We start from the raw sequence: 25,584 nt of genomic DNA on the forward strand, positions 1-25,584 counted from the left end.
AGAGCTTGAGTTGCCGCAAGTGCCCGATCGTCCCCCTTGAGGGGGAGATGTCACCAAGTGACCGGGAGCGGTATCTCTCCTCCAATGCCGGGGCTTGTTGCTGATGCAAACCAACTTCACCGCCGCCCAGCTCGCCGATCCGCATGTCGCAGAATCCGAGGCGATCCTGCGCAAATGCGTGCATTGCGGCTTCTGCACGGCCACCTGCCCGACCTATGTGACGCTCGGCAACGAGCTCGACAGCCCGCGCGGGCGCATCTACCTGATCAAGGACATGCTGGAAAACGGCCGCCCGGCGGACGAGGAAGTGGTGACCCATATCGACCGGTGCCTTTCCTGTCTTGCCTGCATGACCACCTGTCCGTCCGGCGTGAACTATATGCATCTGGTCGATCACGCCCGCGTCCATATCGAAAACACCTACAAAAGGCCGCTGAAGGATCGGCTGGTGCGGGCCGCGCTGGCGGCGATCCTGCCCTATCCCTCACGCTTCCGCCTGGCGCTCAGGGCTGCCCGCCTCGGCCGGCCCTTTGCCGCGTTGCTCAGGCGGGTGCCGCCGCTTAAGGCCTTTGGCGTCATGCTCGATCTGGCGCCGCGCCGCATAGCGCCACTGTCCAACGCAGCGCAGCCGGGAATACGGCCGGCAGGCGCTGAAAAGCGGGGCCGCGTCGCCATTCTCACGGGCTGCGCGCAACCCGTTCTGAAGCCGGAAATCAACGAGGCCGCGATCCGGCTCCTGACGCGGCTCGGTGTCGAGCTCGTGGTGCCGGACGGCGAGGGCTGTTGCGGAGCGCTCGTCCATCACATGGGCCGCGAAGAACAGGCGCTCGCCGCTGCCCGCCGCAATGTCGATGCCTGGATCAAGGCGGCAGACGAAGGGGGGCTGGATGCGATCGTCATCACCGCCTCCGGCTGCGGCACGACGATCAAGGACTACGGCCACATGCTGCGCCTTGATCCGGCCTATGCGGAAAAGGCCGCACGGGTGTCGGCGCTGGCAAAGGACATCACGGAATATCTGACAAGCCTCGATCTGCCGCGGCAGGAGGCGAAGAATGTGACGGTCGCCTATCACTCGGCCTGCTCGATGCAGCACGGCCAGAAGATCACTGTTGCACCGAAGCTGCTGTTGAAGAACGCCGGCTTTACCGTCCGCGATCCCGCGGAGGGGCATCTCTGTTGTGGTTCGGCCGGAACTTACAACATCCTGCAGCCGGAGATTTCCGCGATGCTGAAGGCGCGCAAGGTGAAAAACATCGAGGCGACGAAGGCCGATATCATCGCCACCGGCAACATCGGCTGCATCACCCAGATCGCCACCGCCACCAGGATGCCGATCCTGCACACGGTGGAACTGCTCGACTGGGCCTATGGCGGTGAAAAACCGGTCGCTCTTTCACCCGCCCCTTGAGGGGAGAGCTAAGGCATCTGGATTTGCGGCATTTTCCCTCTTCTCCCCAGCGGGGAGAAGGTGGCCCGAAGGGCCGGATGAGGGGGACGGCCGGCACCGAGATCGCCGAGAACCCCCCTCATTGCCTCGCATGCGCTCGGCACTTCTCCCCGGCGGGGAGAAGAGGAGCTTGGACCCTCAGCCGCCGAAGATGGTGCGAAGGATGTCGACGCCGCGATCGTCATAGGAAACATCGCCCTGCTTGTTGCCGGGGCCGATGACGATCACCTTGGTGCCGATGTCGGCACGCTCGTAGAGGTGTTCGACGTCCTTGTTCATCATGCGGATGCAGCCCGAAGACATGCTCTGGCCGATCGTCCAGGGCTGGTTGGTGCCATGGATGCGGAATCCGGAATCGCTCTTGCCCTTGTAGAGGTAGAGCGCCCGGGCACCGAGCGGATTGGCGATGCCACCTTCCTGGTAGGCCGGAAGGATGCGGCCCTTCTTGCGTTCGCGGATGATCATTTCCGGCGGCGGCGTCCACCCCGGCCATTCCGCCTTGCGCTGCACCTTGACGACGCCCGACCAGCCGAAGCCTTCGCGACCGACGCCGATGCCGTAGCGGGTGGCTCTGTTTGGACCCTCGATGTAATACAGGTATTTATTGTTGGTATCGACGATGATGGTGCCTGGCGCCTCATCGGTCGTAAGCCGCACCTTGGTGCGCCAGAATTTCTTCGCCGGCTTCTTTTCCATCGCTACCAGCGTCACGTCCGGCGTGGACTGCGTGGCTGCGGACTGACCCGGCATGAAAGCCGAAGCGCTCGACGCGCCGAAAGTAACAGCGGCCGCAAACCCGATTGCGGCCAATGTCTGCAAGGCATAGTTCATCGATAGATTTCCCTCATCCTGTCAAGCTGTGAGACGCTATTCAATAACGCGTATTACGCAAGTCTAACGCGTCTTGGATAGGGGAAATCGGGTCGTTATACCTGTTACGTCGGGAGCTGCTGTTGCCGAAAGGCCACGTATTGGCTTCTCGGCGGTTAAGAGACGGCTTAGATCACGACGACTTTGGTACCGATTTTGACCCGCTCGTAGAGGTCGACCACGTCCTCATTGCGCATGCGGATGCAGCCGGACGAGACGGCAAATCCGATCGACCAGGGAGCATTGGTGCCGTGGATGCGGTAGAGCGTCGAGCCGAGATACATGGCGCGGGCGCCGAGCGGATTGGCCGGGCCGCCCTCCATGCTGGCTGGCAGATAATGTCCCTTGGCCGCTTCGCGGGCGATCATTTCGGACGGCGGCGTCCAGGCCGGCCATTCGGATTTGCGGGTCACCTTGTGGACGCCGGCCCATTCGAAGCCCGGCTTGCCGACGCCGACGCCATAGCGCCGCGCTTGCCCCTTGCCGGTGACGAGATAGAGGAAGCGGCTGTTGGTATCGATGACGATCGTGCCGGGCTTTTCCTGCGTTTCATAGGCAACCGTTTGGGGCAGGAATTGCGGATCGAGCGGGCGCTGCGCCGGCTTCTGGGCGCGGGCCATGGCGACCGGCTGCGCGACGGAAACGCCGGAGCGTTTGGCACGGCGCTGGAGAAGATATTGTTTTCGGGTGGCACGCTCGCTCTGAGCGTCTATAGGGCGCTGCTGACGGTAGACGACCGGCTGGACGCTGCCGCCGAGCTGGGTGACCCAGGGAGCTGTCAGATCTGGGCTGATGATGACCGGCGGGCGGTTCTGATAGCGGTCCTGCGCTTCCGCAAGACTGGAAAATGCAACGAACAGGGATGTGGCAAGGATCAGGGTTTTCTTCATCATCGGGCGGACTCACTACCTTTCGCCGGGACTGTCTCATAGCTCCGCCGTCCGCCGGGCTGGCGCAGGGCGGGCGGGGATAGGAACGCCAATAGGTTTGGCGGAATGCGGCGATGGTGGCACCGGTGAGCGAGCGAATGGTAAATGGCCATTCATTAAAAGGCATTCCAAACGATAAAGCTTTGGGTAGGGTTATCACCCGCTTTAGGGCTATGGTTGGCAAATGGTAAAGCGCCGAAAAGCAGGGAGAAACGCGTGACGGCAAGGGGTATCATCACCGGCGAGGACGGTCGCGACCGCTGCGCCTGGCATGCCAATCTGGAGGATTACCAGCGTTATCATGACGAAGAATGGGGCCGGCCAATGGCCGACGATATCCGGCTGTTCGAGAAGATCTGCCTCGAAGGGTTCCAGTCAGGCCTGTCCTGGCTGACCATCCTCAGGAAGCGTGAAGCCTTCCGCGCCGCCTTCGCGGGGTTCGACTTCGATGTGGTCGCCACCTTCGGTAACGCCGATATCGAACGCTGTCTCGCGGACACCGGCATTGTCCGGCATCGCGGCAAGATCGTCTCGACGATCAACAATGCGAAGCGGGCGCAGGAATTGAGAGCCGAGTTCGGCACGCTCGCGCGCTATTTCTGGAGCCATGAGCCGGGCGCCAACGAGCGGCCGAAGGCCGTCACCTATGAGGCGATAGCGGCCAATCCAAAGACCCCGACCTCCGTCATGATATCCAAGGATCTGAAAAAACGCGGCTGGACCTTCGTCGGCCCGACCACGGTCTATGCCTTCATGCAGGCGATGGGGCTGGTCAACGATCACATCGAGGGGTGTTATTGCCGGGAAAGGGTCGAGGAGATGCGGGCGTCATTTGCGCGCCCATGAGACGTGGTCGCGCCGCGTTTCAGTAGGTGGGGGAGGTGGGCCGGTTGTTCTGGTAGAGAAGGCCGGCGCCGAAGATCACCAGAAGCGCGCCGATCACCAGCCATTCCTTGTTGTCCGACATCGGACTGCCAGTAATGATATTGGAACCTTGCAACATCCAGAGACCGCCGAGCAATATGACGAAGATGCCGGCAATATTCTTGAAGACCTTCATGATGTCCTCCCACACCCTGATGGAATTATGTGCCTGTCATTGTCTCCGGTCAACGTGGGGCGAAAAGAGGTGTTGCGCAGACGCCGGAGACAAGCTCCGGCGCCGCTCTTTATGAATGGAGGATCAGCCGCCGTTCCTGGCGAGCCATTCCTTCATCATCCTGATCTCCGCTTCCTGGGCGGAAATGATGTCTTCGGCAAGTTTGCGCAAACGGGCATCCTTGCCGTATTCAAGCTCGATCTTCGCCATGTCGATCGCCCCCTGGTGATGGGCGATCATGCCGCGCACGAAGTCGGCATCGGTATTGCCGGTAAAGGTGATGTCCATCCCTTCATGCATCTTCGCATTGGCCGCAGCAAAGGCCTTGCTCGACGGACCCGCATCGCCCTTCGGCTCGCTCATCTGCATGGAGCCGTGATCCATCTTGCTGTGATCCATCTCCTGCGCGGCGACGGAGGCGGTGAAGGTTAGGGCCAGCGCAGCGGCGGCCATGAGGTATTTCAGAGACATCTGGTGCTCTCTTTCGTTTCTGAAAAATCGTAAATGCGGAGTTGTTCCGCGTTCAGGAAGCCGTGAGTAATGTCTTGGGAGGTGGGAATCGCGGTTCGAGGGCGGTTGCCCGCAGCGGCTTCGGCGGCCGCGGGCGGATCGCCGAGCCGGCAGGCTCGACCCTGCCGAGATCAGGCGTGTCGAGGACGACGGCGAAACAGGCCGCGCAGAGCAGCGGATGCACGCTCGGTGGATGATGATCGCAGTTTTTCGCTTTGGGCGCGCAGTGATCCAGGCCAGAGGTTGCAGCGGCGCCGTGGTCCTTGGATGCGCGGGTATGATCCATCGTCACCATGCCGCCCAGATCCTGGACCCGGGCGAGCGAAGCCGTCCAGCCGCTGATCAGGGCACAGAAAAGGGCAGCGATGAGAACGAAGGCGCGCATGCCGCCAACATAGGGATGCGGCCGACCGAAGAAAAGGCCGGCCGCGCGCTTCCCTGAAAGGACTATTTAGCCCTCCGCCGGTGCGAAGGCGAAGATGCCCTGCATGCGCCCGTCGGACGGTGGAGCGCCCAAGGTCGAGGTGCCGACGCAAAAGACCCGCGTCGTGGCGCCACTCTCTTCCTGCAGCGTCGTGCAGAAGCAGAAGGAGGATGCTGCAGCAGTGGCCTCTTCGAGGATGTTGAGTACTGTCTTGTGATGATCCTCATGGTAGTTGCGGATGATGTCGAACAATCCGCAGAGCGTGTCGCCGAGGCCGTGTCGGGTCTTCGTAATCTCGCCGATGGCAAAGATGCCGGTCGAAAGGTCGCAATGCCATCTTTCGACAAGATAGTTCCGTCCTACCAGTGTCTGGGCCCATTCTTCGTGGGCGCGGCTGTCTTCGGGCAGGATCGTGGCGAATCCTGGTTTCATCAACTGCAGCATGCCGTCTTCCGCTCCTTGCTCTCCCGCCGCACGGACGGCTTTTGCGAAAACGAGACAGTTTTTGCCATTAAGCTGGTCGCGCCGCGAAATAGGGCTTTACCCGCCGGGAAAAAAGAATTGTTCTTGTCTCATCGCTCCGTGGCAGCCTGCGCGAAACGCTCCCCACGAAATTGAAAATAATGCACAAAAACCGCAACTTAAATGCCAAGGATTGATCATTTGCTAACCTCTTGGTTTTGATTGAGCGCGTCACGCAATCCAGGATTTCGGAAAACACCGAATGTCGACATTTTTGATTCAGGGCGAGTTGGTCAGGCAGCTTCGGGACTACCGGCTGAAGGCGGGCCTGAGCCAGAGCGATATCGCCTGGAAGCTTGGCTTTTCCCTGCCGACGGTTTCGCGCTGGGAGCGCGGCATTTCGACGCCAGACCTGCGCGCCACCGGTGCGATCATCGATTTCCTGCGCCGCGCCGATGTTTATGCCGGTAACGTGTTGTTGCGCTCGATCGTCAATGCGCGTGACAGCCGCAACCTCTGGGAAGGGGAGGATATCCGCTATCTCGCCGGCTCGCGGCAGGAATTTGCCGAAACGCCGCAGATGCGGGCGATGGTCGGCAAGAGCATCCGCCGCTACATGACCGGACTCTACCATGACTTCATCGAGGATCGCGCCATCGTTTCCAGCCTCAAGGCCGGCGAACTTGCCAGCATCGACTTCTACGGCGGGGCCTCGATGTCGATGACGACCATTCCGGACGGCTTCGTGCAGTTCAAGCGGATCAGCTTCCAGTCGGAGTTGAAGGGCGTCATCCGCGGCGACACCCATTCGATCCTCATCCCGCAGGCCCAGGCGCCGATGGCCGAGGGCGCGGTGGTCCATAACTGGGATACGCTGTCGCGGCCGCTTTAGGCTGCTTGAAACCGCGCAGAGACTTGCCGCCTTGGCCCTGATCGGATAGGGAAAGCGCCAATTTCTTGTGACCGATCGACGCTGAAAGTGCGGACCTCCATGAATGATAAAAAGAAGAAGCCCCAGAAGCTGAAAGCCCGCCTGCCGCGCGGCTTCGTCGATCGCTCCGCCGCCGATATCCGCGCCGTCGATGAGATGACCGGCAAGATCCGCGAAGTCTACGAGCGCTACGGCTTCGACCCGGTCGAGACGCCGCTGTTCGAATATACCGATGCGCTCGGCAAATTCCTGCCCGACGCCGACCGCCCGAACGAAGGCGTCTTCTCGCTGCAGGATGACGACGAGCAGTGGATGAGCGCGCGCTACGACCTGACCGCGCCGCTTGCCCGTCACGTCGCGGAAAACTTCAACGAGATCCAGCTCCCTTACCGCACCTACCGCGCCGGCTACGTCTTCCGCAACGAGAAGCCGGGTCCGGGCCGCTTCCGCCAGTTCATGCAGTTCGACGCCGACACGGTCGGCGCCGCCGGCGTCCAGGCCGATGCCGAAATGTGCATGATGATGGCCGACACGATGGAAGCGCTCGGCATCAAGCGCGGGGACTATGTGATCCGGGTCAACAACCGCAAGGTGCTCGACGGCGTACTTGAGGCGATCGGGCTCGGCGGGGAGGAGAATGCCGGGCGGAGGGTGATCGTTCTTCGTTCACTGGACAAGCTTGATAAGTTTGATTGGGTGGATGTGGCCAAACTCCTGGGTGAGGGCCGCAAGGATGAGTCAGGCGACTTCACGAAAGGCGCCGGGTTGCAGACGGATCAAATTTCCAAAATCCATAACTTTATTGAGACGGCTAAAAAGTTGAATTCAGGCCGCGATTTCCGTGAAGATCGTGCCCCTTTTAGAAAAGACGATTATTTGTTGACGCAGACACTCGATGAGCTTCGAATAATCGTTGAGGGATCTACTGCGGGCCGCGAGGGCCTCGCCGAGCTTGAACTGATACATGCACTGGTATCAAGCGCGGGCTATTACTCGGATCGAATTAAAATCGATCCGTCCGTTATTCGCGGCCTCGAATATTACACCGGTCCGGTCTTCGAAGCCGAACTCCAGTTCGCCGTCACCAACGAGAAGGGCGAAAAGGTCGTCTTCGGTTCGGTCGGCGGCGGTGGGCGTTATGATGGCCTCGTTTCGCGCTTCATGGGCCAGCCGGTTCCGGCGACCGGCTTTTCCATCGGCGTCTCGCGCCTGATGACGGCGCTGAAGAATCTCGGCAAGCTCGGCATGGAAGAGGTGATCGCACCGGTCGTGGTCTGCGTCATGGACCGCGACACGGATAGCCTCGGCAAGTACCAGCAGTTCACGCAACAGCTGCGCCACGCCGGCATCCGCGCCGAAATGTACCAGGGCAACAAGAAGAATTTCGGCGACCAGCTGAAATATGCCGACCGCCGCGGCTCGCCGCTCGCCATCATCCAGGGTGGCGACGAACGCGCGCAGGGCGTGGTACAGATCAAGGACCTGATCGAGGGCAAGCGCCTGTCAGGCGAGATCGAGGACAACGTCGCATGGCGCGAGGCCCGCGTGGCGCAGGTCTCCGTGCCTGAGGGCGACCTCGTCGCCAAGGTGCGCGAGATGCTGGCGGTGCAGGCCGAGGACCGGGCGCGGGCAGGACGGGATTAAGCATGCCGATGGCGGTCTCCTTTGATGTGTCGAAATTGACCCTCACCCTAGCCCTCTCCCCGCAGGCGGGGAGAGGGGACTACGGAGGTTGCCGCTCGTCCCTTCTACCCGTCAAAACGGGGAGAAGGTGCCCGGCAGGGCGGATGAGGGGCCTCCTTCGCGCGAAATGCCCTATCTCCGGCCTTGAGGGGGATATGTCACGCAGTGACAGAGGAGGATATCGCGAACCTTCCCCCGGGGCAGAACGCCGATGGTAAGGCTCCTTGCCATTGATCATGTTCAGCTTGCCATGCCGGCGGGTGGAGAACATCGGGCCTGCGCATTCTATTCCGGTCTGCTCGGTATTCCCGAGCGGCCGAAGCCAGCCAACTTGGCGGGACGTGGCGGTTGCTGGTTCGAGGCGGGCGCACTGAAGGTTCATCTGGGCGTCGAAGTGGATTTTCGACCTGCGCTCAAGGCTCACCCGGCTTTCCTGGTTGACGATGTCGCGTCCCTGGCGAAAAAGCTGAAGGCAGCGGGCTGCCGGGTTGTTGAAGATGAGCCGCTGGAGGAATATGAGCGGGTCTATGTCTATGATCCGTTCGGCAACCGCATCGAACTGATCCAACCATTGGTGCCTTTAAGGAAAACTGTCGGCCCATGCCCCTGATCAACCTCCCAGCCTTTGCTGCCGATCTGCTGGCCGATTTCGAGCGGCTGGGAACGTTGCGCGTCGATACGCCGGTGATCCAGCCGGCCGAACCGTTCCTTGACATGGCGGGCGAAGACCTGCGCCGCCGCATCTTCATGACCGAGAGCGAGACGGGAAAGAGTCTCTGCCTGCGCCCGGAATTCACCATTCCCGTCTGCCTGCGCCACATCGAGACGGCGACCGGCACGCCGCGGCGTTATTCCTATCTCGGCGAGATTTTCCGCCAGCGGCGGGAAGGCGCCAACGAATTCTATCAGGCCGGCATCGAGGATCTGGGCGAGACGGATGTGGCCGGCGCCGATGCCCGTGCGATCAGCGATGCCATCGAGATCCTCGCGGCACGGCTGCCGGGCAGGCACCTCAAGGTGACGCTCGGCGACCAATCGGTCTTCGAAGCGGTGGTCGCCGCCTGCGGCCTGCCGGCCGGATGGCAGAAGCGGCTGATCCATGCCTTTGGCAATTCCGCACAGATCGATTCCTTGCTGACGCGGCTTTCAAGCCCGCAGCCGGTGGCGGGCCTCAGTCCGCAGATCGAGGCGCTGCTTGCGTCGGGCGATGACGCGACGCTGATCGCCCATCTCGACGAGACCATGGAAGCGACCGGCTATTCCACCAATGCCAGCCGGAGCCCGAAGGAGATTGCCGCAAGGCTGAAGGAGAAGCGGGCGCTGGAAAAGACCGCGCTCGATGGGCGCACACTTGGCCTCCTGCGGGAATTCCTGTCGCTCAGCATACCGCTTGCCGAAGCACCAGCGGCGCTGTTTGCTTTTGCGGCAAAATCCGGCCTGGCGCTGGACGGCGCCCTGTCGCGCTTCGATGCGCGCGTGGCGGCCCTCGGCAATGCCGGCGTCGATCCGGGGCTTCTCACCTACCGCGCCGCCTTTGGCCGGCCGCTCGATTATTATACCGGCCTGGTCTTCGAAATCGTCATCGACGGCTCCTCGGCGGTTCTCGCCGGTGGCGGCCGCTTCGACCGGCTGATGACGCTGCTCGGCGCCAGGGAGCGTATTCCGGCCGTCGGTTTCGCGCTCTGGCTCGACCGGATCGAACAGGCGCTGGCGCGAGACGGGGAGGCCGCCCGATGACCATCACCATCGCTCTGCCCTCCAAGGGCCGGATGAAGGACGACGCCTCCGCCATCTTCGAGAAAGCCGGCATGAAGATCGTCGCCGTCGGCAACGAGCGGTCCTACCGCGGCCGCGTCGAAGGTCTGGACGACGTCGAGATCGCCTTCCTCTCGGCTTCCGAAATTTCCCGCGAGATCGGCAACGGCACGATCGATTTCGGCGTCACCGGCGAGGACCTGATCCGTGAGGGGCTTGCGGAGGCTGACGCCCGCGTCGAATTCTGCGCCCGGCTCGGTTTCGGCCATGCCGATGTCGTCGTCGCCGTCCCGGAAATCTGGCTCGATGTCGATACCATGGCCGATCTCGGCGACGTCGCCGCCGATTTCCGCGCGCGTCACGGGCGCCGGCTGGCGATCGCCACGAAATACTGGCGGCTCACCCAGCAGTTCTTCTCCGCCAAGCACGGCATCCAGCTTTACCGCATCGTCGAAAGCCTGGGCGCCACCGAAGGTGCGCCCGCCTCGGGCTCGGCCGATATCATCGTCGACATCACTTCGACGGGGTCTACCCTCAAAGCCAACCACCTGAAAATCCTGTCAGACGGCATCATCTTAAAATCCGAGGCCTGCCTCGTGCGAGCGCGCAAGGCAGAGCATGAGGGCGATACGCTGGTGGCGAGGATTATCGAAGCGGTGAACGGTGCCCTCGCATAGGGGCTCGCGCACCTGTCGAAGCTCATCGCACGCGTACAAGCCAGCATCCACGCGCCGATTGAAAAAACGCACCCAAAAATAAGCACGCCCGCCTGACATTTTGAACACGGCCATCCTACATAGGGGCTCCCACTTCACGGAGTCCCGTATGTCCGATCTAACCGCTTTCCCGATCACCAGCCGCTGGCCCGCCAAAAATCCCGATATCATCCAGCTTTATTCGCTGCCGACGCCGAATGGAGTGAAGGTCTCCATCGCCCTGGAAGAGCTCGGTCTCGCCTACGAGGCGCACAGGATCGATTTCGGCAACAACGACCAGAAGTCGCCGGAATTCCTTTCCCTCAATCCGAACGGCCGCATCCCTGCGATCATCGATCCCGATGGCCCGGACGGCAAGCCGATCGGCCTGTTCGAGTCCGGCGCCATTCTCGTCTATCTTGCCGAGAAGACCGGCAAATTGATCCCGACCGGTGCTGCCGCTCGCTACGAGACGCTTTGCTGGGTGATGTTCCAGATGGGCGGTGTCGGGCCGATGTTTGGCCAGTTCGGCCATTTCTTCAAATTCGCTGCCGATAAGGTCGCCAACAATTCCTATCCGATGGAGCGCTACCGGGATGAAGCCAAGCGGCTTCTCGATGTTCTGGAAAGTCGCCTGGAGGGCCGCCAGTGGCTGATGGGCGATGACTATACCATCGCCGATATCGCCACCTATCCCTGGATAGAGGGTGCCCGCAAGTTCTACGGCGGTGCCGATGTCCTCGAATATGCGCGCTTCCCGAATGTCATGGCCTGGGTTGATCGCGGCCTCGGCCGCCCGGCGACACAGAGGGGCATGGAAATCCCCAGGCGCGATTGACCGCATCTTTCCCTCCCGTCCGCCCTGCCTGCAAGGCCGAGACGACCAGCGCGGTTGACGCGGCTTGGGCGGACGGGCTACGTCTCGGCAAAACACGCTTTCTCGACGGGTGAAACAAACGTGGCAGGTAGACTTGTTATTGCAGGCGGCGGTCAAGCCGCCTTTGCTCTGGTGGCGAAGCTTCGGGCCCTGAAGGATGAGCGTCCGGTGACGATTGTTGCGGCGGAAGCAAGCTACCCTTACCAGCGGCCGCCTTTGTCAAAGAAATATCTGCTGGGCGAAATGACCCTCGATCGGCTGCTGTACCGGCCCGAGAGTTGGTACGGCGAGCATAATGTCGATGTCCGGCTTTCAACGACCGTCACAGCCATCGACCGCGCCGCCAAAACCGTGACGCTGAGCGACGGCTCGAAGGTCGACTATGACGTGCTGGCGCTTGCCACGGGCTCGACCCCGCGGAGACTGCCGGCCGGCGTCGGCGGCGATCTCGACGGGGTCTTCGTCGTGCGCGATTTCACCGATGCCGACCGCCTGGCCGAGGAGTTGAAGCCCGGCAGGCATGCCCTGATCATCGGCGGCGGTTATATCGGCCTGGAGGCGGCCGCCGTGGCGCGATCGAGCGGGCTTGACGTCACCGTCATCGAGATGGCCGACCGCATCCTGCAACGTGTTGCCTCGGCAGCAACCGCCAATCTCGTGCGCGAGATCCACAAGACGCACGGCGTCGATATTCGCGAGGGCACCGGGCTCGTCCGGTTGACCGGCGCGGATGGACATGTGACGGCTGCAGAATTGACCGATGGCTCGACGATCCCTGTGGATCTGGTGATCGTCGGTATCGGCGTGACCGCCAATGACGCGCTCGCCCATGACGCGGGCCTCGAGGTCGCCAATGGCATTGTCGTCGATCAATTCTCGCGTACGTCCGATCCAGCCATTTACGCCATGGGTGACTGTGCGGTTCTGCCGTGGAAGGATATGCGTATCCGGCTTGAATCGGTCCAGAACGCGGTCGATCAGGCTGAGGCGGTGGCGGCGCTGCTTGCCGGCGGCGAGGCTCCTTATCATCCGAACCCCTGGTTCTGGTCCGACCAGTATGACGTCAAGCTGCAGATCGCCGGCTTCGGCCTCGGTCACGACGAAACGATCGTGCGCAAAGGCCAGCGTGAGGGCAGCGTCTCTGTGTGGTACTTCATGCAGGGCAAGCTGATTGCCGTTGATGCGCTCAATGATGCGAAGGCCTATGTGACGGGCAAGAAGCTTCTTGAGCACGGGCTGACGCCCGACCGCGCCGTTCTCGAAAATCCCGAAGCCGATCTGAAAACGCTGGTGGCGTGAACCGCGGCCGCTATTGATAATGGCTGCAAATCCGGCTCCCGCTTTCCAGCTGGAAGCGAGGAAAGCAGAAGACGCCGAGCAGGGATCCAGAACAGCGCTGTTCCAGCCCGTTCGATTCGCCGACGCAGAACACGGGTCGCCGCTGGCCGGATGCCAGAACGATGGTGGTCGAGAAGCAGAAGGATGAGGACGTTGCGGCCGCCTGTTCGAAAAGCCGTATAACGTGATCGCGGTCGGCACCGTCATAACAGCGCACGAGATTAAGCAGGCCACATTCCGGCCGACGCAAGCCGTGCATCGCCGCAGCGTTTTCTCCCAGCTGTAACAAGCCGTTCGAGAGATTGCCGATCCATCCCTCGGAGAAGCAGAACTGGTTCAGCAATTCCTGCCCGCTTTCGCCAATGGTAAAGGAAACTGCGTCGGGAAACGGCGAAGGAGCCCTTCTTGCGATCTTAAACAAGGGCGACCCCGAAATATGCGCAAAGTCTGAAATTCATTCGCCTATTCCCATCAAGGGTTCGAAAGAAACAATTTCTATTTGCAAGCAAGTATCAGGGCGCGGCAAATATGTTTGCCGATCCTGCAATATATAGCTTATTCACAGATCAAATTTCAAGTCCCTGACCGGTGTTCGGACAGGAAAAAATAAATCTTGGGGCAATTCGAAATCAATTTGTATTATAATTGAAGATGCAATTGTGCGCTCGCATGGAAAATATGGAAAAATGTACATGCATGTCTTCGATATCAATAAGTATTACATTTTAAGAGTCTGAGTTTCACTTTTTCCGCGTTTATAATTGCTTTTACTTTCGGTCAATCGTCTTCCGATAAATATTTTGCCGCCGGGAGTGGATATTTCCGATTGCAAGACATTTTCGTGAATGCAATCAGAACATGATTCGCACACCTTTAGGCAATGGTAAAATGCCGTAGATGCTGACCTTTCTTGGGGGCTTCGATCAACTTTGGCGTCCCGATCGAAAAAAGGGCGGACCTTGCGGCCCGCCCTCTCTCGTCCGGAAAACCCGGAAAACCTTAGAGGTTGTCACTCGTGATAAGGCAGACGCCTTATCACATCATGCCGCCCATGCCGCCACTTCAGCGCGCTTGACGCGCTGAAGCACTTTGGATCATGGGCGAAGCTGTATGGTCGTCACTCGTGATAAGGCAGACGCCCTATCACATCATGCCGCCCATGCCGCCCATGCCGCCCATGTCGGGCATGCCGCCGCCGGCAGCTTCCTTCTTCGGAAGTTCGGCGATCATGGCTTCGGTCGTGACGAGCAGACCGGAAACCGAAGCAGCGTTCTGCAGGGCCGTGCGAACGACCTTGACCGGATCGACGATGCCCATGGCGATCATGTCGCCATATTCGCCGGTCTGGGCGTTGTAACCGAAGTTGTCGGTGCCGCTTTCGAGGATCTTGCCAACGACGATCGAACCTTCGTCACCGGCATTCTCGGCGATCTGGCGAACCAGCGACTGCAGTGCCTTGCGGACGATATTGATGCCGGCCGTCTGGTCCTCGTTGCCGCCCTTGATGTTGAGCAGGGTCGAAGCGCGCAGCAGAGCCGTACCACCGCCCGGAACGATACCTTCCTGAACGGCAGCGCGCGTCGCGTTGAGCGCGTCGTCGATACGGTCCTTCTTTTCCTTGACTTCGATTTCGGTTGCACCGCCGACGCGGATGACCGCAACGCCGCCAGCGAGCTTGGCAAGGCGTTCCTGCAGCTTTTCGCGGTCGTAGTCGGAGGTGGTTTCCTCGATCTGGCCCTTGATCTGGGCAACGCGGCCTTCGATCTCGGACTTCTGGCCGTGGCCGTCTACGATCGTGGTGTTTTCCTTCGAGATCGAAACCTTCTTCGCACGGCCGAGCATGTCGAGCGTGACGTTTTCGAGCTTGATGCCGATGTCTTCGGAGATGACCTGGCCACCGGTCAGGATCGCGATGTCTTCCAGCATGGCCTTGCGGCGATCGCCGAAGCCCGGAGCCTTGACGGCAGCGATCTTCAGGCCGCCACGCAGCTTGTTGACGACGAGGGTCGCAAGCGCTTCGCCTTCAACGTCTTCCGAGATGATGAGGAGCGGCTTGCCGGTCTGAACGACGGCTTCGAGAACCGGAAGCATGGCCTGCAGGTTGGAGAGCTTCTTCTCATGGAGAAGGATGTAGGCGTCTTCCAGTTCGGCAACCATCTTTTCCGGGTTGGTCACGAAGTAGGGCGACAGGTAGCCGCGGTCGAACTGCATGCCTTCGACGACTTCGAGTTCGGTGTCGGCGGTCTTGGCTTCTTCAACCGTGATGACGCCTTCATTGCCGACCTTCTGCATCGCGTCAGCGATGTACTGGCCGATTTCCTTTTCGCCGTTGGCGGAGATCGTGCCGACCTGGGCCACTTCTTCCGAAGTGTTGATCTTCTTGGCCTTGGCAACGATATCCTTGACGATGGCGGCAACGGCGAGGTCGATACCGCGCTTCAGGTCCATCGGGTTCATGCCGGCGGCAACGCCCTTGGCGCCTTCGCGAACGATGGCCTGAGCGAGAACCGTCGCAGTCGTGGTGCCGTCGCCGGCGATGTCGTTGGTCTTCGAAGCAACTTCGCGGACCATCTGTGCGCCCATGTTTTCGAACTTGTCTTCGAGTTCGATTTCCTTGGCGACGGAGACGCCGTCCTTGGTGATGCGCGGTGCGCCGAACGACTTGTCGATGATGACGTTGCGGCCCTTCGGACCGAGCGTTACCTTCACTGCGTCAGCGAGGATGTCGACGCCGCGCAGCATCTTTTCGCGCGCGGTGCGGCCGAACTTGATTTCTTTGGCTGCCATTTTAAAAACTCCCGGGCTGATGCCCAATTGGTTTTATGGATTGAAAGGAAGAGAACCGGCCAGGATCAGCCGATGACGCCCATGATGTCGGCTTCCTTCATGATCAGAAGGTCTTCGCCGTTGAGCTTGACTTCGGTGCCCGACCACTTGCCGAACAGGACACGGTCGCCAGCCTTGACGTCGAGAGCGATGAGCGCGCCCTTGTCGTCACGGGTGCCGGTGCCGACGGCGACGATTTCGCCTTCCTGCGGCTTTTCCTTGGCGGTGTCCGGAATGATGATGCCGCCCTTGGTCTTGGCTTCAGACTCGACGCGGCGTACGACGACGCGGTCATGCAGAGGACGGAAATTGGTGGTTGTCATTGTCTAATCCCTCGATCAAATGACTTCACGGATCGTGAACCGACCCGATGGATGGATGTTAGCACTCCTGTTGTGTGAGTGCTAGCGCTCCCGAGATAAGGATGGCGGCTGATTGAGTCAAGAATGGGCCGGCAAGAATCTTTGCGGCGGGAATTCGATTGACTCGGTTTCTGCTTTTTTGTCTAATTGCCGCATGGGGTTTGCGAATTGCCCCACGAGGCGTCATGCCATCACTTCGCGTCCAATCCCCGAAAAGGACGTAAATCATGGCCTCGTTTAATGCTATTTCCACCGAAAAGCTTCTCCGTCTGATCGGCACCCCCAAGGGCCCGGTCGTTATCGATGTGCGCGACGAGGAGGATTTCGCCGCGCAGCCGCTTCTTCTGCCGGCGTCTTTCCGGCGCCCTTACGAGAGCGTGGGGCAGTGGGGCGCGGATTATCGCGGCCGCTGGGTCGTTGTCGTTTGCCAGAAAGGCAAGAAGCTCAGCGAAGGCGTCGCCGCCTGGCTGCGCAATGCCGGCGCCGAGGCGGAGGCGCTGGAAGGCGGGTTCGAAGCATGGCGGGCGGCAGGTCTGCCGCTCGTTCCGGTCGCGGCGCTGCCGGGTGAAAACGCCAATGGCGGTACGGTCTGGGTGACGCGCGCTCGCCCGAAGATCGATCGCATAGCCTGCCCCTGGCTGATCCGCCGCTTCGTCGATCCGTCGGCGACGTTTCTCTTCGTCGCGGCCACGGAAGTCGAAGGCGTCGCAGCTCGGTTCGACGCCATGCCGTTCGACGTCGAAAATGTCTTTTGGAGCCACAGGGACGAGGACTGCACCTTCGACACGATGGTCAAGGAATTCGGTCTCACATTTCCGGCACTTCAGCATCTCTCCCTGATTGTCCGAGCCGCCGATACCGACCGGCTCGATCTCGTTCCCGAAGCCGCCGGTCTGCTCGCGGCATCGCTCGGCCTCTCGCGGATGTTTGCCGACGATCTGGAGCAACTGGAAGCGGGCATGACATTCTACGACGCGTTCTATCGCTGGGCACGTGACGCCACGCAGGAAAAACACGAATGGGTGTCGCACGTCGCGAAGAAGGCAAAGAACCATGAATGAAGCCGTGCAGATTGAGGCTCCCCCGGCGCATCCGACCTTCGCCGAGGCCACGAGGCTCTGGGCGAAGATCGGGGTATTGAGCTTCGGAGGCCCGGCGGGCCAGATCGCCCTGATGCACCGGGAACTGGTGGAGGAGCGCCGCTGGATTTCCGAGAGCCGGTTTCTGCATGCGCTGAATTTCTGCATGCTCCTGCCGGGCCCCGAGGCGCAGCAGCTTGCCACCTATGTCGGCTGGCTGTTGCACGGGACGCGCGGCGGCATCGTCGCCGGCACGCTTTTTGTGTTGCCGGGTTTCTTCGTTATCCTTTGCCTTTCTTCGGCCTACGCACTGTTCCACGAAACGGATTGGCTCGCCGCTCTGTTCTTCGGGTTGAAGGCGGCGGTGTTGGCGATCGTCGTGGAAGCGGTCATTCGGGTTGGCCGCCGGGCTTTGAGGACCCGCTTTGCGGTGATCGTCGCGGCTCTGGCCTTCGCTGCACTTTTCTTCTTCGATCTGCCGTTTCCGCTGGTCGTTCTGGCGGCCGGCGTCGCCGGCTTCATCGCTTCCCATGCGCAATCGGCGGAAGGCAGGACCATGGCGGCGGCAAAGCAGGCCTTGGCCGACCGGCCCTCGGTCATCGACAGCAATTTCCCGGACGTCGTCTCGTCCTGGAGCAGGGCGATCGGCGTTCTCGGCGTCTGGCTGACGCTCTGGATCGCGCCGTTCGTCGTCGTCGGCGCAATCCTCGGTTTTGACAACGTCTATACGGCCATCGGACTGTTCTTTTCCAAGATGGCGGTTGTCACCTTCGGCGGCGCCTATGCCGTGCTTGCCTACGTCGCCCAGCAGGCCGTCGAGACCTATCACTGGCTGCGGCCCGGTGAGATGCTGGATGGACTGGCACTGGCCGAAACGACGCCGGGGCCGTTGGTGCTGGTGCTTTCCTTCGTCGGCTTCATGGCCGCGTTTCGCGCACCGCTCGGGCTCGACCCGCTCTTGGCCGGCCTGCTGGGGGCGACGCTTTCCACCTGGGTCACCTTCATTCCCTGCTTCCTGTGGATTTTCCTCGGCGCGCCCTATGTCGAGACCTTGCGCAACAACCGGGCGCTCTCAGGCGCGCTGGCGGCGATCTCGGCGGCGGTCACCGGCGTCATCCTCAATCTGGCGCTCTGGTTCGGTCTGCACGTCCTTTTTTCGGAGACGGGACGGTATGCGAGCGGTCCGCTTTCGATGCCGCTTCCCGCCTGGCATACGTTTCAGCCTGCTGCCTTCCTGCTGACGCTTCTGGCGGTCCTGCTGCTCTTCAAGCTGAAGCGCGGGATCGTGACCACGCTTGTGGTCTGTGCTGTCGCGGGCTGGCTGATCGGCAGCTTTTAGAAGGCCCGTTGGCTTCTGGCGGCCGATTCCTTGGGATTCGGTCGCCAATTTCCGCAAGGAGTCTTGTGTTTTCGGCGCCTGCCTGCGATGTCACCCCGGATATTTTTTCTGCGGGAAGCCAGCATGGCCGTTCGGATCAACAGTTTTCGCGACATCGCAAACCGCTATGATGTTATTCTGTGCGATGTCTGGGGTGTCCTGCACAACGGTGTCGCCGCCTTCAGGGAAGCCTGCGTAGCTCTGACGGAGGCCCGCGCCAGGGGGCTTACCGTTGTCCTCATCACCAATTCGCCCCGTCCGCATCCCGGCGTCATCGTCCAGATCCGAGGCCTCGGCGTTCCTGATAGCGCCTATGATCGCATCGTCACCTCCGGCGACGTGACCCGCGCGCTGATCTCCGCCGGGCCGAAGAAAATCTATTTCATCGGCGCCGAACGCGATCTTCCGCTGCTCGACGGTCTCGGTGTCGAATTGGTTTCTTCCGAGGATGCCGAAATCATCGTTTGCGCCGGATTCTTCGACGACGAGACAGAAACCGCCGAAGATTATCGCGCAACGCTGTCTGGCATGGCCAAACGCAAGCTGCCCTTTATCTGCGCCAACCCCGACCTCGTCGTCGAGCGCGGTCATCGGCTCATTCCCTGCGCAGGCGCCATCGCCAAGGTCTATGCGGAACTGGGCGGCGAAACGCGGATTTCCGGAAAGCCCTACGTGCCGATCTACCGCGCCTCCTTGTCGGAAGCAAAGGCCGTTCGCGGCGGCATTGATCTGTCACGGGTGGTCGCCGTCGGTGATGGAATGCCGACCGACGTCAAGGGCGCGCAGGATTTCGGCCTCGATGTCCTCTATATCAGCGCGGGCATCCATGCGCTCGAATACATGCATGCTGAAAAGACGGACGAGACAAAACTCGCGGCGTTCCTGAAAAACGAGGGTGCCACGCCGAAATGGTGGATGCCCAGGTTGGCTTGAAAAAAGGCTGGCAATAATTCCTTAAATCGGGTTCGAACTAAGGATAAAATTAGCAGAATTTCAAAGCATTGTAGCGACCTTTGCGCGCCTGAAAAGGCGCGGTGCTGTAGAGATGAGACTGGTGTGACGGACATGACGGTTTTCCATCGCAACGAGACCCGCGAACCATTGCCGCAAGCCTTGAGGGGCGGCGTCATCGCCATCGGCAATTTCGACGGCGTGCATCGCGGTCACCAGTCGGTGTTGACCCGGGCGCTGGAGGAAGCGCGGGCGCGCCGCGTTCCGGCCCTGGTGCTGACCTTCGAGCCGCATCCGCGCACAGTCTTTCGCCCGGACCATCCGGTCTTCCGCCTGACGCCGGCGCCGCTCAAGGCCCGCATCCTGGAAGGCATGGGCTTTTCCGCCGTGATCGAATATCCGTTCGACCGCACGTTTTCGGAGCTTTCCGCCTCCGATTTCATCCGCTCCGTGCTGATGGACTGGCTGCATGCCGGCCACGTCGTGACCGGCTTCGACTTCCATTTCGGCAAGGGCCGGGAAGGTGGTCCCGCCTTCCTGATGGCGGCCGGCGGCGAAAACGGCTTTGGCGTCACGCTGGTCGATGCCTTTCGCGACGAGAACGCCTCGGTGATCTCCTCCAGCCATATTCGCGGGCTGCTCGGCGAGGGTGACGTCGCACAGGCGGCCGGCATGCTTGGGTATCGCTATACGGTGGAATCGGAAGTGATCGGCGGCAAGAAGCTCGGCCGCACGCTCGGCTATCCCACAGCCAACATGCAATTGCCCCCTGAAGTCGAACTCAAGAACGGCATCTACGCCGTGCGCTTCCGCCGCGCCGATGGCAGTCTCCATGACGGGGTTGCCAGTTTCGGCAAGCGCCCGACGGTTGACCGCGATGGCACGGCCCTGCTCGAAACCTTCGTCTTCGACTTTTCGGGCGATCTGTACGGCCAGATCTGTTCCGTCTCCTTCTTCGGCCATCTGCGCGACGAATTGAAGTTCGACGGTCTCGATCCGCTGGTAGTGCAGATGAAGCAGGATGAGGCGGAGGCGCGGGCGCTGCTCGCCGGTGTGCGGCCGCTCAGCGAGATCGACCTGCAGATTGCGTTTTAAGCCGCGCCCCGGTTCACGCTTGGGCCAAATTGGTCGCGTATTGCGCGACCCAAGTCACACAACCCCACAGGAATGAGATAGATCGATGGCCCATACGCCGCGCCGGCCCGTAAATCCGATGGATGCCTCTGAAGCATTGTTCAAGCCGGCCAAAAAGCCGGTGGCGACTGCAATCGAACGGTGAGCCTTGCCGGAGACGAAGGAGCTTGTGTCGATTAAGATCGATAGCGCTGTGCTTGAATATTTTCAAAAGGACGGGCCGGGCTGGCAGGACCGCATCAACGACGCGTTGCGGGCGGTGATGCAGACAAAGCCTGCCGCGTAGACCGCGTCGAGCCCGGGCGGGCACGAAGCACGCCGGCAACGGGTTTGCGCAATCCTGCAGCGCCCGTCGCAAGCCTCTTCCTTTTCGCCCGAAAACGTCCTAAACAACCGGCCACCATGACCCGATATCGTCGATTGATACGTGATCAGCGAATTATTGGCCCGGCCTTCCCAGCGCTCTGATAGCCGCCGGAAGGTCCGGGTTTTCGGCGTTTGAGACAGGCGCCTCCGCTATTCCTTGAAGATATCCCGTTCGCATGCGCGGCGAAACGCGCTCAGAGACGATTGCAAAAACCATGACCGTGACCTCAGAAAAGCTCGATTATTCGAAAACCCTGTATTTGCCGGAAACTGAATTTCCGATGCGCGCCGGCCTGCCGCAGAAGGAGCCGGAGACGGTTGCCCGCTGGCAGAAGATGGAGCTCTACAAGAAGCTGCGCGCGTCGGCCGCCGGCCGCGAGAAATTCGTGCTTCACGACGGCCCGCCGTATGCCAACGGCAACATCCATATCGGCCATGCGCTGAACAAGATCCTCAAGGACATCATCACCCGCTCGTTCCAGATGCGCGGCTATGATGCCAACTATGTCCCGGGCTGGGATTGCCATGGCTTGCCGATCGAATGGAAGATCGAAGAGGCTTATCGCTCCAAGGGCAAGAACAAGGATGAGGTTCCCGTCAACGAGTTCCGTAAGGAGTGCCGCGATTTCGCGGCTGGCTGGATCAAGATCCAGTCGGAAGAATTCAAGCGCCTCGGCATCGAGGGCGATTTCGACAATCCGTATACGACGATGGCCTTCCATGCCGAAGCCCGCATCGCCGGCGAACTCCTGAAGATCGCCAAGTCCGGCCAGCTCTATCGCGGTTCGAAACCGATCATGTGGTCGGTTGTCGAGCGTACGGCGCTGGCCGAAGCCGAGGTCGAGTACCAGGATGTCGAGAGCGACATGATCTGGGTGAAGTTCCCGGTGGTCGCCATCAGGCGGCAGGGATACGCTGATCAGGTTGTTGAGATCGCCAAGATACTCAAGGAGCAGGGCGAGGCCTCTGAGCCCGCTGATGTCGAGGCTGATTTTGCTGACCTGTTGTCTGCCTTCGTCGTCATCTGGACGACCACGCCCTGGACGATCCCCGGCAACCGCGCGATCGCTTACTCCTCGCGCTATCCCTATGGCCTCTTTGAGGTCGCAAGCGCCGAAAACGAATTCGGCCCGCAGCCGGGCGAAAAGCTGATCTTTGCAAGGCGCCTTGCCGATGAAGCAGCAGCCAAGGCTAAGGTCACGTTCAATTTCCTTCGCGAAATCGGCGCCGACGAACTGGCGGCGATCACCTGCGCCCATCCGCTGCACGGTCTGGGCGGCGGCTATCATTTCCAGGTGCCGTTGCTCGATGGCGACCACGTTACCGACGATGCCGGCACCGGATTTGTCCACACGGCCCCCAGCCACGGCCGCGAGGACTTTGACGCGTGGATGGACAATGCCCGGGCGCTCGAAGCCCGCGGCATCTCCTCGGCGATCCCGTTCCCGGTGGACGACGCCGGTTTTTATACAGTCGATGCGCCCGGCTTCGGTCCGGACGCGGAGAACGGCGCGGCTCGCGTCATCGACGACGCGGGCAAGAAGGGCGATGCCAATGATCGCGTCATCAAGGCGCTGATCGCTCGCCACGCGCTGTTTGCCCGCGGCCGCCTGAAGCACACCTATCCGCATTCCTGGCGGTCGAAGAAGCCGGTCATCTTCCGCAACACGCCGCAATGGTTCGTCTATATGGACAAGGAGCTTGCCGACGGAACGACGCTGCGTTCGCGTGCGCTCAGTGCCATCGACGAAACCCGCTTCGTGCCCGCCGCCGGCCAGAACCGCCTGCGCGCCATGATCGAGAACCGGCCGGACTGGGTGCTTTCCCGTCAGCGCGCCTGGGGTGTGCCGATCGCCGTCTTTGCAGACGAAAAGGGCGAAGTGCTGGTCGACGACGCCGTCAACGCCCGCATCCTCGAAGCCTTCGAGAAGGAGGGTGCTGATGCCTGGTTCGCCGAAGGTGCCAAGGAGCGGTTCCTTGGGCCCGATCATGATCATGGCCGCTGGACGCAGGTAATGGATATCCTCGACGTCTGGTTCGATTCAGGCTCGACCCACACCTTCACCTTGGAAGACCGTCCCGACCTGAAATGGCCGGCCGATGTCTATCTCGAAGGCTCCGACCAGCATCGCGGCTGGTTTCATTCGTCGCTGCTCGAAAGTGCGGCGACCCGTGGCCGCGCGCCATATAATGCCGTCATCACCCATGGCTTCACCATGGATGAGAAGGGCGAGAAGATGTCGAAGTCCAAGGGCAATGTCGTTGCCCCGCAGGACGTGATGAAGGAATCGGGCGCCGATATCCTGCGCCTCTGGGTCGCGACCACCGATTACTGGGAAGACCAGCGTCTCGGCAAGGCGATCATCCAGACCAACATCGATGCCTATCGCAAGCTCAGGAACACCATCCGCTGGATGCTCGGCACGCTGGCGCATGACAAGGGCGACGACATCGCCTTCAACGACATGCCCGAGCTCGAGCGGCTGATGCTGCACCGCCTGGCCGAGCTCGACCACCTCGTCCGAGACGGTTACGATGCCTTCGACTTCAAGCGCATCGCCCGCGCACTGATCGATTTCTCGAATGTCGAGCTGTCGGCCTTCTATTTCGATATCCGCAAGGACGCGCTCTATTGTGATGCGCCGTCGAGCCTGCGCCGCCGCGCCTCGCTCGCGGTCATCCGCAAGCTGTTCGAGTGCCTCGTCACCTGGCTTGCGCCGGTTCTGCCCTTCACGGCGGAAGAGGCCTGGCTGTCGCGCGATCCGTCGGCCGTCTCTGTCCATCTGGAACAGTTCCCGATCGTGCCGGCCGAATGGCGCGACGAGGCGCTGGCGGAAAAATGGAAGAAGGTTCGCGACGTGCGCCGCGCCGTCACCGGTGCGCTTGAAATCGAGCGACGTGATAAGCGTATCGGCTCCTCACTGGAAGCCGCACCGGTCGTACACATCGCCGATGCCGCCCTGCTGCGGGCACTGGAAGGCCAGGATTTCGCGGAAATCTGCATCACGTCAGGCATCACCATCGTCGATGGCAAGGGGCCGGAAGGAGCCTTCCGCCTGGACGACCTGTCGACGGTCAGTGTCGAGCCCAAACTTGCAGATGGCGTCAAATGCGCCCGGTCCTGGCGGATCACCGCCGATGTCGGTTCCGATCCGGCCTTCCCGGATGTATCCGCCCGCGACGCGGCGGCGCTGCGCGAACTCGGCTTCGCTTCTTAAGGATTGTGTGCGGGGTGAATTGCTCTTTTGCGGCTCATCCGGTAGAACCTGCCTGAAAATCGGCGGATTTATCCGCCATGGGCGCACAATGCCGCCTTGAGAGATCGATCGTGCCGGCGCTGCTGGAAGGGTTTTCATGGGAATGACGCGAGAGTTTCGAGTGTATGCCGGTATTTTCGGCGTTGTGGCCGGCAGCCTGGTCCTGACCGGCTGCCTCGGCGGCCCGACCTACGGCACAGACAAGACCGCCGGCGAACACCTGCTGGACGACCTCGGCAGCACCGTCAGCCTGGGGGAGACCAAGCCCAAGAACCTCAAGTACCAGCCGCGGCCCGGCCTGGTATTGCCGCCTCAAACGGAAACGGCTTCGCTGGTGCAGCCGCAGCAGAACCTTGCCACCAAGGACAATCCGCAGTGGCTGGAATCGCCGGAAGAAACGCGCCAGCGCCTGCGTGACGAAGCCGATGCCAATGCCGACAGCTCGACCTATGTTTCGCCGCTGGCCAAGTCGAATGCCAATGGCCGTCGCCTGACGGCCAAGGAGCAGCAGGAGGCGTATCGGGAAGCCCGCAAGATCCAGATGGGCGCCTATGCCGACAAGCGCCGTTTCCTGAGCGACCCGCCGCTCGAATACCGCAAGATGCCGGAAGAGGCCATGGCGGACCTCGGCGAGCCGGAGCAGGTCAAGGAGCGCCGCCGCAAGAAGGAAGCCGCGATTGCCGGCAGCGGCAAGAAGTGGTGGGATATTTTCTGATCGCCAATGTTTGATATTCGCAAGGCGACGTCAGCCGATGCAGGAACCATCCTGCGTTTCATTACCGAGCTGGCAATTTACGAAAAGGCCGGACACGAGGTCGAGGCGACGGTCGAAACGATCACCGAATCCTTGTTCGGGCCGAATTCCGTCTCACACGCGGCAATCTGCGAGCGCGATGGCGTTCCCGTTGGTTTTGCCGTGTGGTTCTTCAGCTATTCCACCTGGCAGGCCCGCAACGGCCTTTATCTTGAAGACCTCTACGTCATGCCCGAGCAGCGCGGAACCGGGGCCGGGCGCCTGATGCTGCGCTATCTGGCACGGATCGCCGTGGAAAAGGGATGCGGCCGCTTCGAATGGAGCGTGCTGGACTGGAACGAACCAGCGATCAAGGCCTACGAGGCCATCGGTGCCGAGCCGCTCAGCGAATGGACGCGCTATCGCCTGACCGGAGCGGCGCTCGAAAGCTTTGCCGCCGGGTAATTGCCGCTAC

At 61.2% G+C, this 25,584-nt stretch carries 25 protein-coding genes and 1 pseudogene; 17 read left to right on the forward strand and 9 right to left on the reverse strand.

Translation table 11 applies throughout. From position 1 onward, the window contains the following. Window positions 1-103: 103 nt before the first annotated feature. Complete coding sequence (gene glcF, locus JNB71_RS11075; RefSeq protein WP_220371840.1) at window positions 104-1,411, forward strand: glycolate oxidase subunit GlcF; 1,308 nt, start codon at window positions 104-106, stop codon at window positions 1,409-1,411. Window positions 1,412-1,588: 177 nt separating this feature from the next. On the opposite strand, the gene JNB71_RS11080 is transcribed toward glcF, so the two are convergent. Next, window positions 1,589-2,281, reverse strand: a complete 693-nt coding sequence (locus JNB71_RS11080; RefSeq protein WP_220371841.1) for a L,D-transpeptidase — start codon at window positions 2,279-2,281, stop codon at window positions 1,589-1,591. Between the two features lie 167 nt (window positions 2,282-2,448). Beyond that, a complete protein-coding gene (locus tag JNB71_RS11085) occupies window positions 2,449-3,213 on the reverse strand; it encodes a L,D-transpeptidase (RefSeq protein WP_220371842.1) in 765 nt (254 codons plus the stop codon). A 252-nt stretch (window positions 3,214-3,465) separates the two neighbouring features. Between JNB71_RS11085 and JNB71_RS11090 the strand changes: the two genes are divergently transcribed. Beyond that, window positions 3,466-4,095, forward strand: a complete 630-nt coding sequence (locus JNB71_RS11090; RefSeq protein WP_220371843.1) for a DNA-3-methyladenine glycosylase I — start codon at window positions 3,466-3,468, stop codon at window positions 4,093-4,095. A 19-nt stretch (window positions 4,096-4,114) separates the two neighbouring features. Here the strand turns inward: JNB71_RS11090 and JNB71_RS11095 are convergent, their stop codons facing one another. The 4 genes from JNB71_RS11095 to JNB71_RS11110 form a co-directional block, all read right to left on the reverse strand. After that, window positions 4,115-4,309, reverse strand: a complete 195-nt coding sequence (locus JNB71_RS11095; protein WP_220371844.1) for a hypothetical protein — start codon at window positions 4,307-4,309, stop codon at window positions 4,115-4,117. A 123-nt stretch (window positions 4,310-4,432) separates the two neighbouring features. Then, window positions 4,433-4,819 carry a CopM family metallochaperone gene (gene copM, locus JNB71_RS11100; RefSeq protein ID WP_220371845.1) on the reverse strand — a complete coding sequence of 129 codons (387 nt, stop codon included), beginning with the start codon at window positions 4,817-4,819 and terminating at the stop codon, window positions 4,433-4,435. Window positions 4,820-4,871: 52 nt separating this feature from the next. Continuing rightward, a complete protein-coding gene (locus JNB71_RS11105; RefSeq protein WP_220371846.1) occupies window positions 4,872-5,243 on the reverse strand; it encodes a hypothetical protein in 372 nt (123 codons plus the stop codon). A gap of 66 nt (window positions 5,244-5,309) precedes the next feature. Further along, window positions 5,310-5,726: a hypothetical protein gene (locus JNB71_RS11110; protein ID WP_220371847.1), complete on the reverse strand. Its 417-nt coding sequence runs from the start codon at window positions 5,724-5,726 to the stop codon at window positions 5,310-5,312. 280 nt (window positions 5,727-6,006) lie between these two features. Here JNB71_RS11110 and JNB71_RS11115 point away from each other — a divergent pair, with 280 nt between their 5' ends. From JNB71_RS11115 to JNB71_RS11145, 7 genes are all read left to right on the forward strand, one after another. After that, window positions 6,007-6,636: a helix-turn-helix domain-containing protein gene (locus JNB71_RS11115; protein WP_220371848.1), complete on the forward strand. Its 630-nt coding sequence runs from the start codon at window positions 6,007-6,009 to the stop codon at window positions 6,634-6,636. Between the two features lie 99 nt (window positions 6,637-6,735). Then, window positions 6,736-8,319 carry a histidine--tRNA ligase gene (gene hisS, locus JNB71_RS11120; RefSeq protein ID WP_220371849.1) on the forward strand — a complete coding sequence of 528 codons (1,584 nt, stop codon included), beginning with the start codon at window positions 6,736-6,738 and terminating at the stop codon, window positions 8,317-8,319. Window positions 8,320-8,569: 250 nt separating this feature from the next. Further along, the gene (locus JNB71_RS11125) at window positions 8,570-8,968 is read left to right on the forward strand and encodes a VOC family protein (protein WP_220371850.1); all 399 of its coding nucleotides are present in this window, start codon (window positions 8,570-8,572) and stop codon (window positions 8,966-8,968) included. Continuing rightward, on the forward strand, window positions 8,959-10,095 hold the full coding sequence (locus tag JNB71_RS11130) for an ATP phosphoribosyltransferase regulatory subunit (RefSeq protein ID WP_220371851.1): 1,137 nt from the start codon (window positions 8,959-8,961) through the stop codon (window positions 10,093-10,095). The genes JNB71_RS11125 and JNB71_RS11130 overlap by 10 nt, the downstream gene beginning before the upstream one ends. Beyond that, entirely contained in the window at window positions 10,092-10,790 is a 699-nt protein-coding gene (hisG, locus tag JNB71_RS11135; protein WP_220371852.1) for an ATP phosphoribosyltransferase, read from the forward strand. Before JNB71_RS11130 ends, hisG begins: the two co-directional genes overlap by 4 nt. Window positions 10,791-10,938: 148 nt before the next feature. Beyond that, entirely contained in the window at window positions 10,939-11,646 is a 708-nt protein-coding gene (locus tag JNB71_RS11140; protein ID WP_220371853.1) for a glutathione S-transferase C-terminal domain-containing protein, read from the forward strand. A 120-nt stretch (window positions 11,647-11,766) separates the two neighbouring features. Then, window positions 11,767-12,984, forward strand: coding sequence for an NAD(P)/FAD-dependent oxidoreductase (locus JNB71_RS11145; protein WP_220371854.1), 1,218 nt, complete (start codon window positions 11,767-11,769; stop codon window positions 12,982-12,984). Window positions 12,985-12,994: 10 nt separating this feature from the next. On the opposite strand, the gene JNB71_RS11150 is transcribed toward JNB71_RS11145, so the two are convergent. From JNB71_RS11150 to groES, 3 genes are all read right to left on the reverse strand, one after another. Beyond that, window positions 12,995-13,444 (reverse strand): hypothetical protein, encoded by a 450-nt coding sequence (locus JNB71_RS11150; protein WP_220371855.1) that lies wholly within the window; start codon window positions 13,442-13,444, stop codon window positions 12,995-12,997. A 722-nt stretch (window positions 13,445-14,166) separates the two neighbouring features. Further along, window positions 14,167-15,810: a chaperonin GroEL gene (gene groL / locus JNB71_RS11155; protein WP_220371856.1), complete on the reverse strand. Its 1,644-nt coding sequence runs from the start codon at window positions 15,808-15,810 to the stop codon at window positions 14,167-14,169. A 65-nt stretch (window positions 15,811-15,875) separates the two neighbouring features. Then, the gene (groES, locus tag JNB71_RS11160; RefSeq protein WP_018330012.1) at window positions 15,876-16,172 is read right to left on the reverse strand and encodes a co-chaperone GroES; all 297 of its coding nucleotides are present in this window, start codon (window positions 16,170-16,172) and stop codon (window positions 15,876-15,878) included. Between the two features lie 266 nt (window positions 16,173-16,438). Between groES and JNB71_RS11165 the strand changes: the two genes are divergently transcribed. The 8 genes and pseudogenes from JNB71_RS11165 (at window position 16,439) to JNB71_RS11200 (ending at window position 25,574) form a co-directional block, all read left to right on the forward strand. Then, a complete protein-coding gene (locus tag JNB71_RS11165) occupies window positions 16,439-17,272 on the forward strand; it encodes a chromate resistance protein ChrB domain-containing protein (RefSeq protein WP_220371857.1) in 834 nt (277 codons plus the stop codon). Continuing rightward, the gene (gene chrA, locus JNB71_RS11170; RefSeq protein ID WP_220371858.1) at window positions 17,265-18,629 is read left to right on the forward strand and encodes a chromate efflux transporter; all 1,365 of its coding nucleotides are present in this window, start codon (window positions 17,265-17,267) and stop codon (window positions 18,627-18,629) included. The genes JNB71_RS11165 and chrA overlap by 8 nt, the downstream gene beginning before the upstream one ends. 123 nt (window positions 18,630-18,752) lie before the next feature. Then, on the forward strand, window positions 18,753-19,601 hold the full coding sequence (locus tag JNB71_RS11175) for a TIGR01459 family HAD-type hydrolase (protein WP_220371859.1): 849 nt from the start codon (window positions 18,753-18,755) through the stop codon (window positions 19,599-19,601). Between the two features lie 132 nt (window positions 19,602-19,733). Then, window positions 19,734-20,714 (forward strand): bifunctional riboflavin kinase/FAD synthetase, encoded by a 981-nt coding sequence (locus JNB71_RS11180; protein WP_220371860.1) that lies wholly within the window; start codon window positions 19,734-19,736, stop codon window positions 20,712-20,714. An 85-nt stretch (window positions 20,715-20,799) separates the two neighbouring features. Further along, window positions 20,800-21,039, forward strand: a pseudogene (locus JNB71_RS11185) (BrnA antitoxin family protein). Window positions 21,040-21,334: 295 nt separating this feature from the next. Then, on the forward strand, window positions 21,335-24,337 hold the full coding sequence (ileS, locus tag JNB71_RS11190; protein WP_220371861.1) for an isoleucine--tRNA ligase: 3,003 nt from the start codon (window positions 21,335-21,337) through the stop codon (window positions 24,335-24,337). 136 nt (window positions 24,338-24,473) lie between these two features. Then, the gene (locus JNB71_RS11195; RefSeq protein ID WP_220371862.1) at window positions 24,474-25,091 is read left to right on the forward strand and encodes a hypothetical protein; all 618 of its coding nucleotides are present in this window, start codon (window positions 24,474-24,476) and stop codon (window positions 25,089-25,091) included. A 6-nt stretch (window positions 25,092-25,097) separates the two neighbouring features. Next, window positions 25,098-25,574 carry a GNAT family N-acetyltransferase gene (locus JNB71_RS11200; protein WP_220371863.1) on the forward strand — a complete coding sequence of 159 codons (477 nt, stop codon included), beginning with the start codon at window positions 25,098-25,100 and terminating at the stop codon, window positions 25,572-25,574. Window positions 25,575-25,584 lie beyond the last annotated feature (10 nt).

The organism is Rhizobium herbae (genome assembly GCF_019511375.1).
GTDB lineage: Bacteria > Pseudomonadota > Alphaproteobacteria > Rhizobiales > Rhizobiaceae > Pararhizobium > Pararhizobium herbae_A.

Coding starts and splice junctions, on each gene's coding strand:
- glcF (WP_220371840.1), top strand. CDS start 104: ATGCAAACCAACTTCACCGCCGCCCAGCTCGCCGATCCGCATGTCGCA.
- JNB71_RS11080 (WP_220371841.1), bottom strand. CDS start 2,281: ATGAACTATGCCTTGCAGACATTGGCCGCAATCGGGTTTGCGGCCGCT.
- JNB71_RS11085 (WP_220371842.1), bottom strand. CDS start 3,213: ATGATGAAGAAAACCCTGATCCTTGCCACATCCCTGTTCGTTGCATTT.
- JNB71_RS11095 (WP_220371844.1), bottom strand. CDS start 4,309: ATGAAGGTCTTCAAGAATATTGCCGGCATCTTCGTCATATTGCTCGGC.
- copM (WP_220371845.1), bottom strand. CDS start 4,819: ATGTCTCTGAAATACCTCATGGCCGCCGCTGCGCTGGCCCTAACCTTC.
- JNB71_RS11105 (WP_220371846.1), bottom strand. CDS start 5,243: ATGCGCGCCTTCGTTCTCATCGCTGCCCTTTTCTGTGCCCTGATCAGC.
- JNB71_RS11110 (WP_220371847.1), bottom strand. CDS start 5,726: ATGCTGCAGTTGATGAAACCAGGATTCGCCACGATCCTGCCCGAAGAC.
- JNB71_RS11115 (WP_220371848.1), top strand. CDS start 6,007: ATGTCGACATTTTTGATTCAGGGCGAGTTGGTCAGGCAGCTTCGGGAC.
- hisS (WP_220371849.1), top strand. CDS start 6,736: ATGAATGATAAAAAGAAGAAGCCCCAGAAGCTGAAAGCCCGCCTGCCG.
- JNB71_RS11125 (WP_220371850.1), top strand. CDS start 8,570: ATGGTAAGGCTCCTTGCCATTGATCATGTTCAGCTTGCCATGCCGGCG.
- JNB71_RS11130 (WP_220371851.1), top strand. CDS start 8,959: ATGCCCCTGATCAACCTCCCAGCCTTTGCTGCCGATCTGCTGGCCGAT.
- hisG (WP_220371852.1), top strand. CDS start 10,092: ATGACCATCACCATCGCTCTGCCCTCCAAGGGCCGGATGAAGGACGAC.
- JNB71_RS11140 (WP_220371853.1), top strand. CDS start 10,939: ATGTCCGATCTAACCGCTTTCCCGATCACCAGCCGCTGGCCCGCCAAA.
- groL (WP_220371856.1), bottom strand. CDS start 15,810: ATGGCAGCCAAAGAAATCAAGTTCGGCCGCACCGCGCGCGAAAAGATG.
- groES (WP_018330012.1), bottom strand. CDS start 16,172: ATGACAACCACCAATTTCCGTCCTCTGCATGACCGCGTCGTCGTACGC.
- JNB71_RS11165 (WP_220371857.1), top strand. CDS start 16,439: ATGGCCTCGTTTAATGCTATTTCCACCGAAAAGCTTCTCCGTCTGATC.
- chrA (WP_220371858.1), top strand. CDS start 17,265: ATGAATGAAGCCGTGCAGATTGAGGCTCCCCCGGCGCATCCGACCTTC.
- JNB71_RS11175 (WP_220371859.1), top strand. CDS start 18,753: ATGGCCGTTCGGATCAACAGTTTTCGCGACATCGCAAACCGCTATGAT.
- JNB71_RS11180 (WP_220371860.1), top strand. CDS start 19,734: ATGACGGTTTTCCATCGCAACGAGACCCGCGAACCATTGCCGCAAGCC.
- ileS (WP_220371861.1), top strand. CDS start 21,335: ATGACCGTGACCTCAGAAAAGCTCGATTATTCGAAAACCCTGTATTTG.
- JNB71_RS11195 (WP_220371862.1), top strand. CDS start 24,474: ATGGGAATGACGCGAGAGTTTCGAGTGTATGCCGGTATTTTCGGCGTT.
- JNB71_RS11200 (WP_220371863.1), top strand. CDS start 25,098: ATGTTTGATATTCGCAAGGCGACGTCAGCCGATGCAGGAACCATCCTG.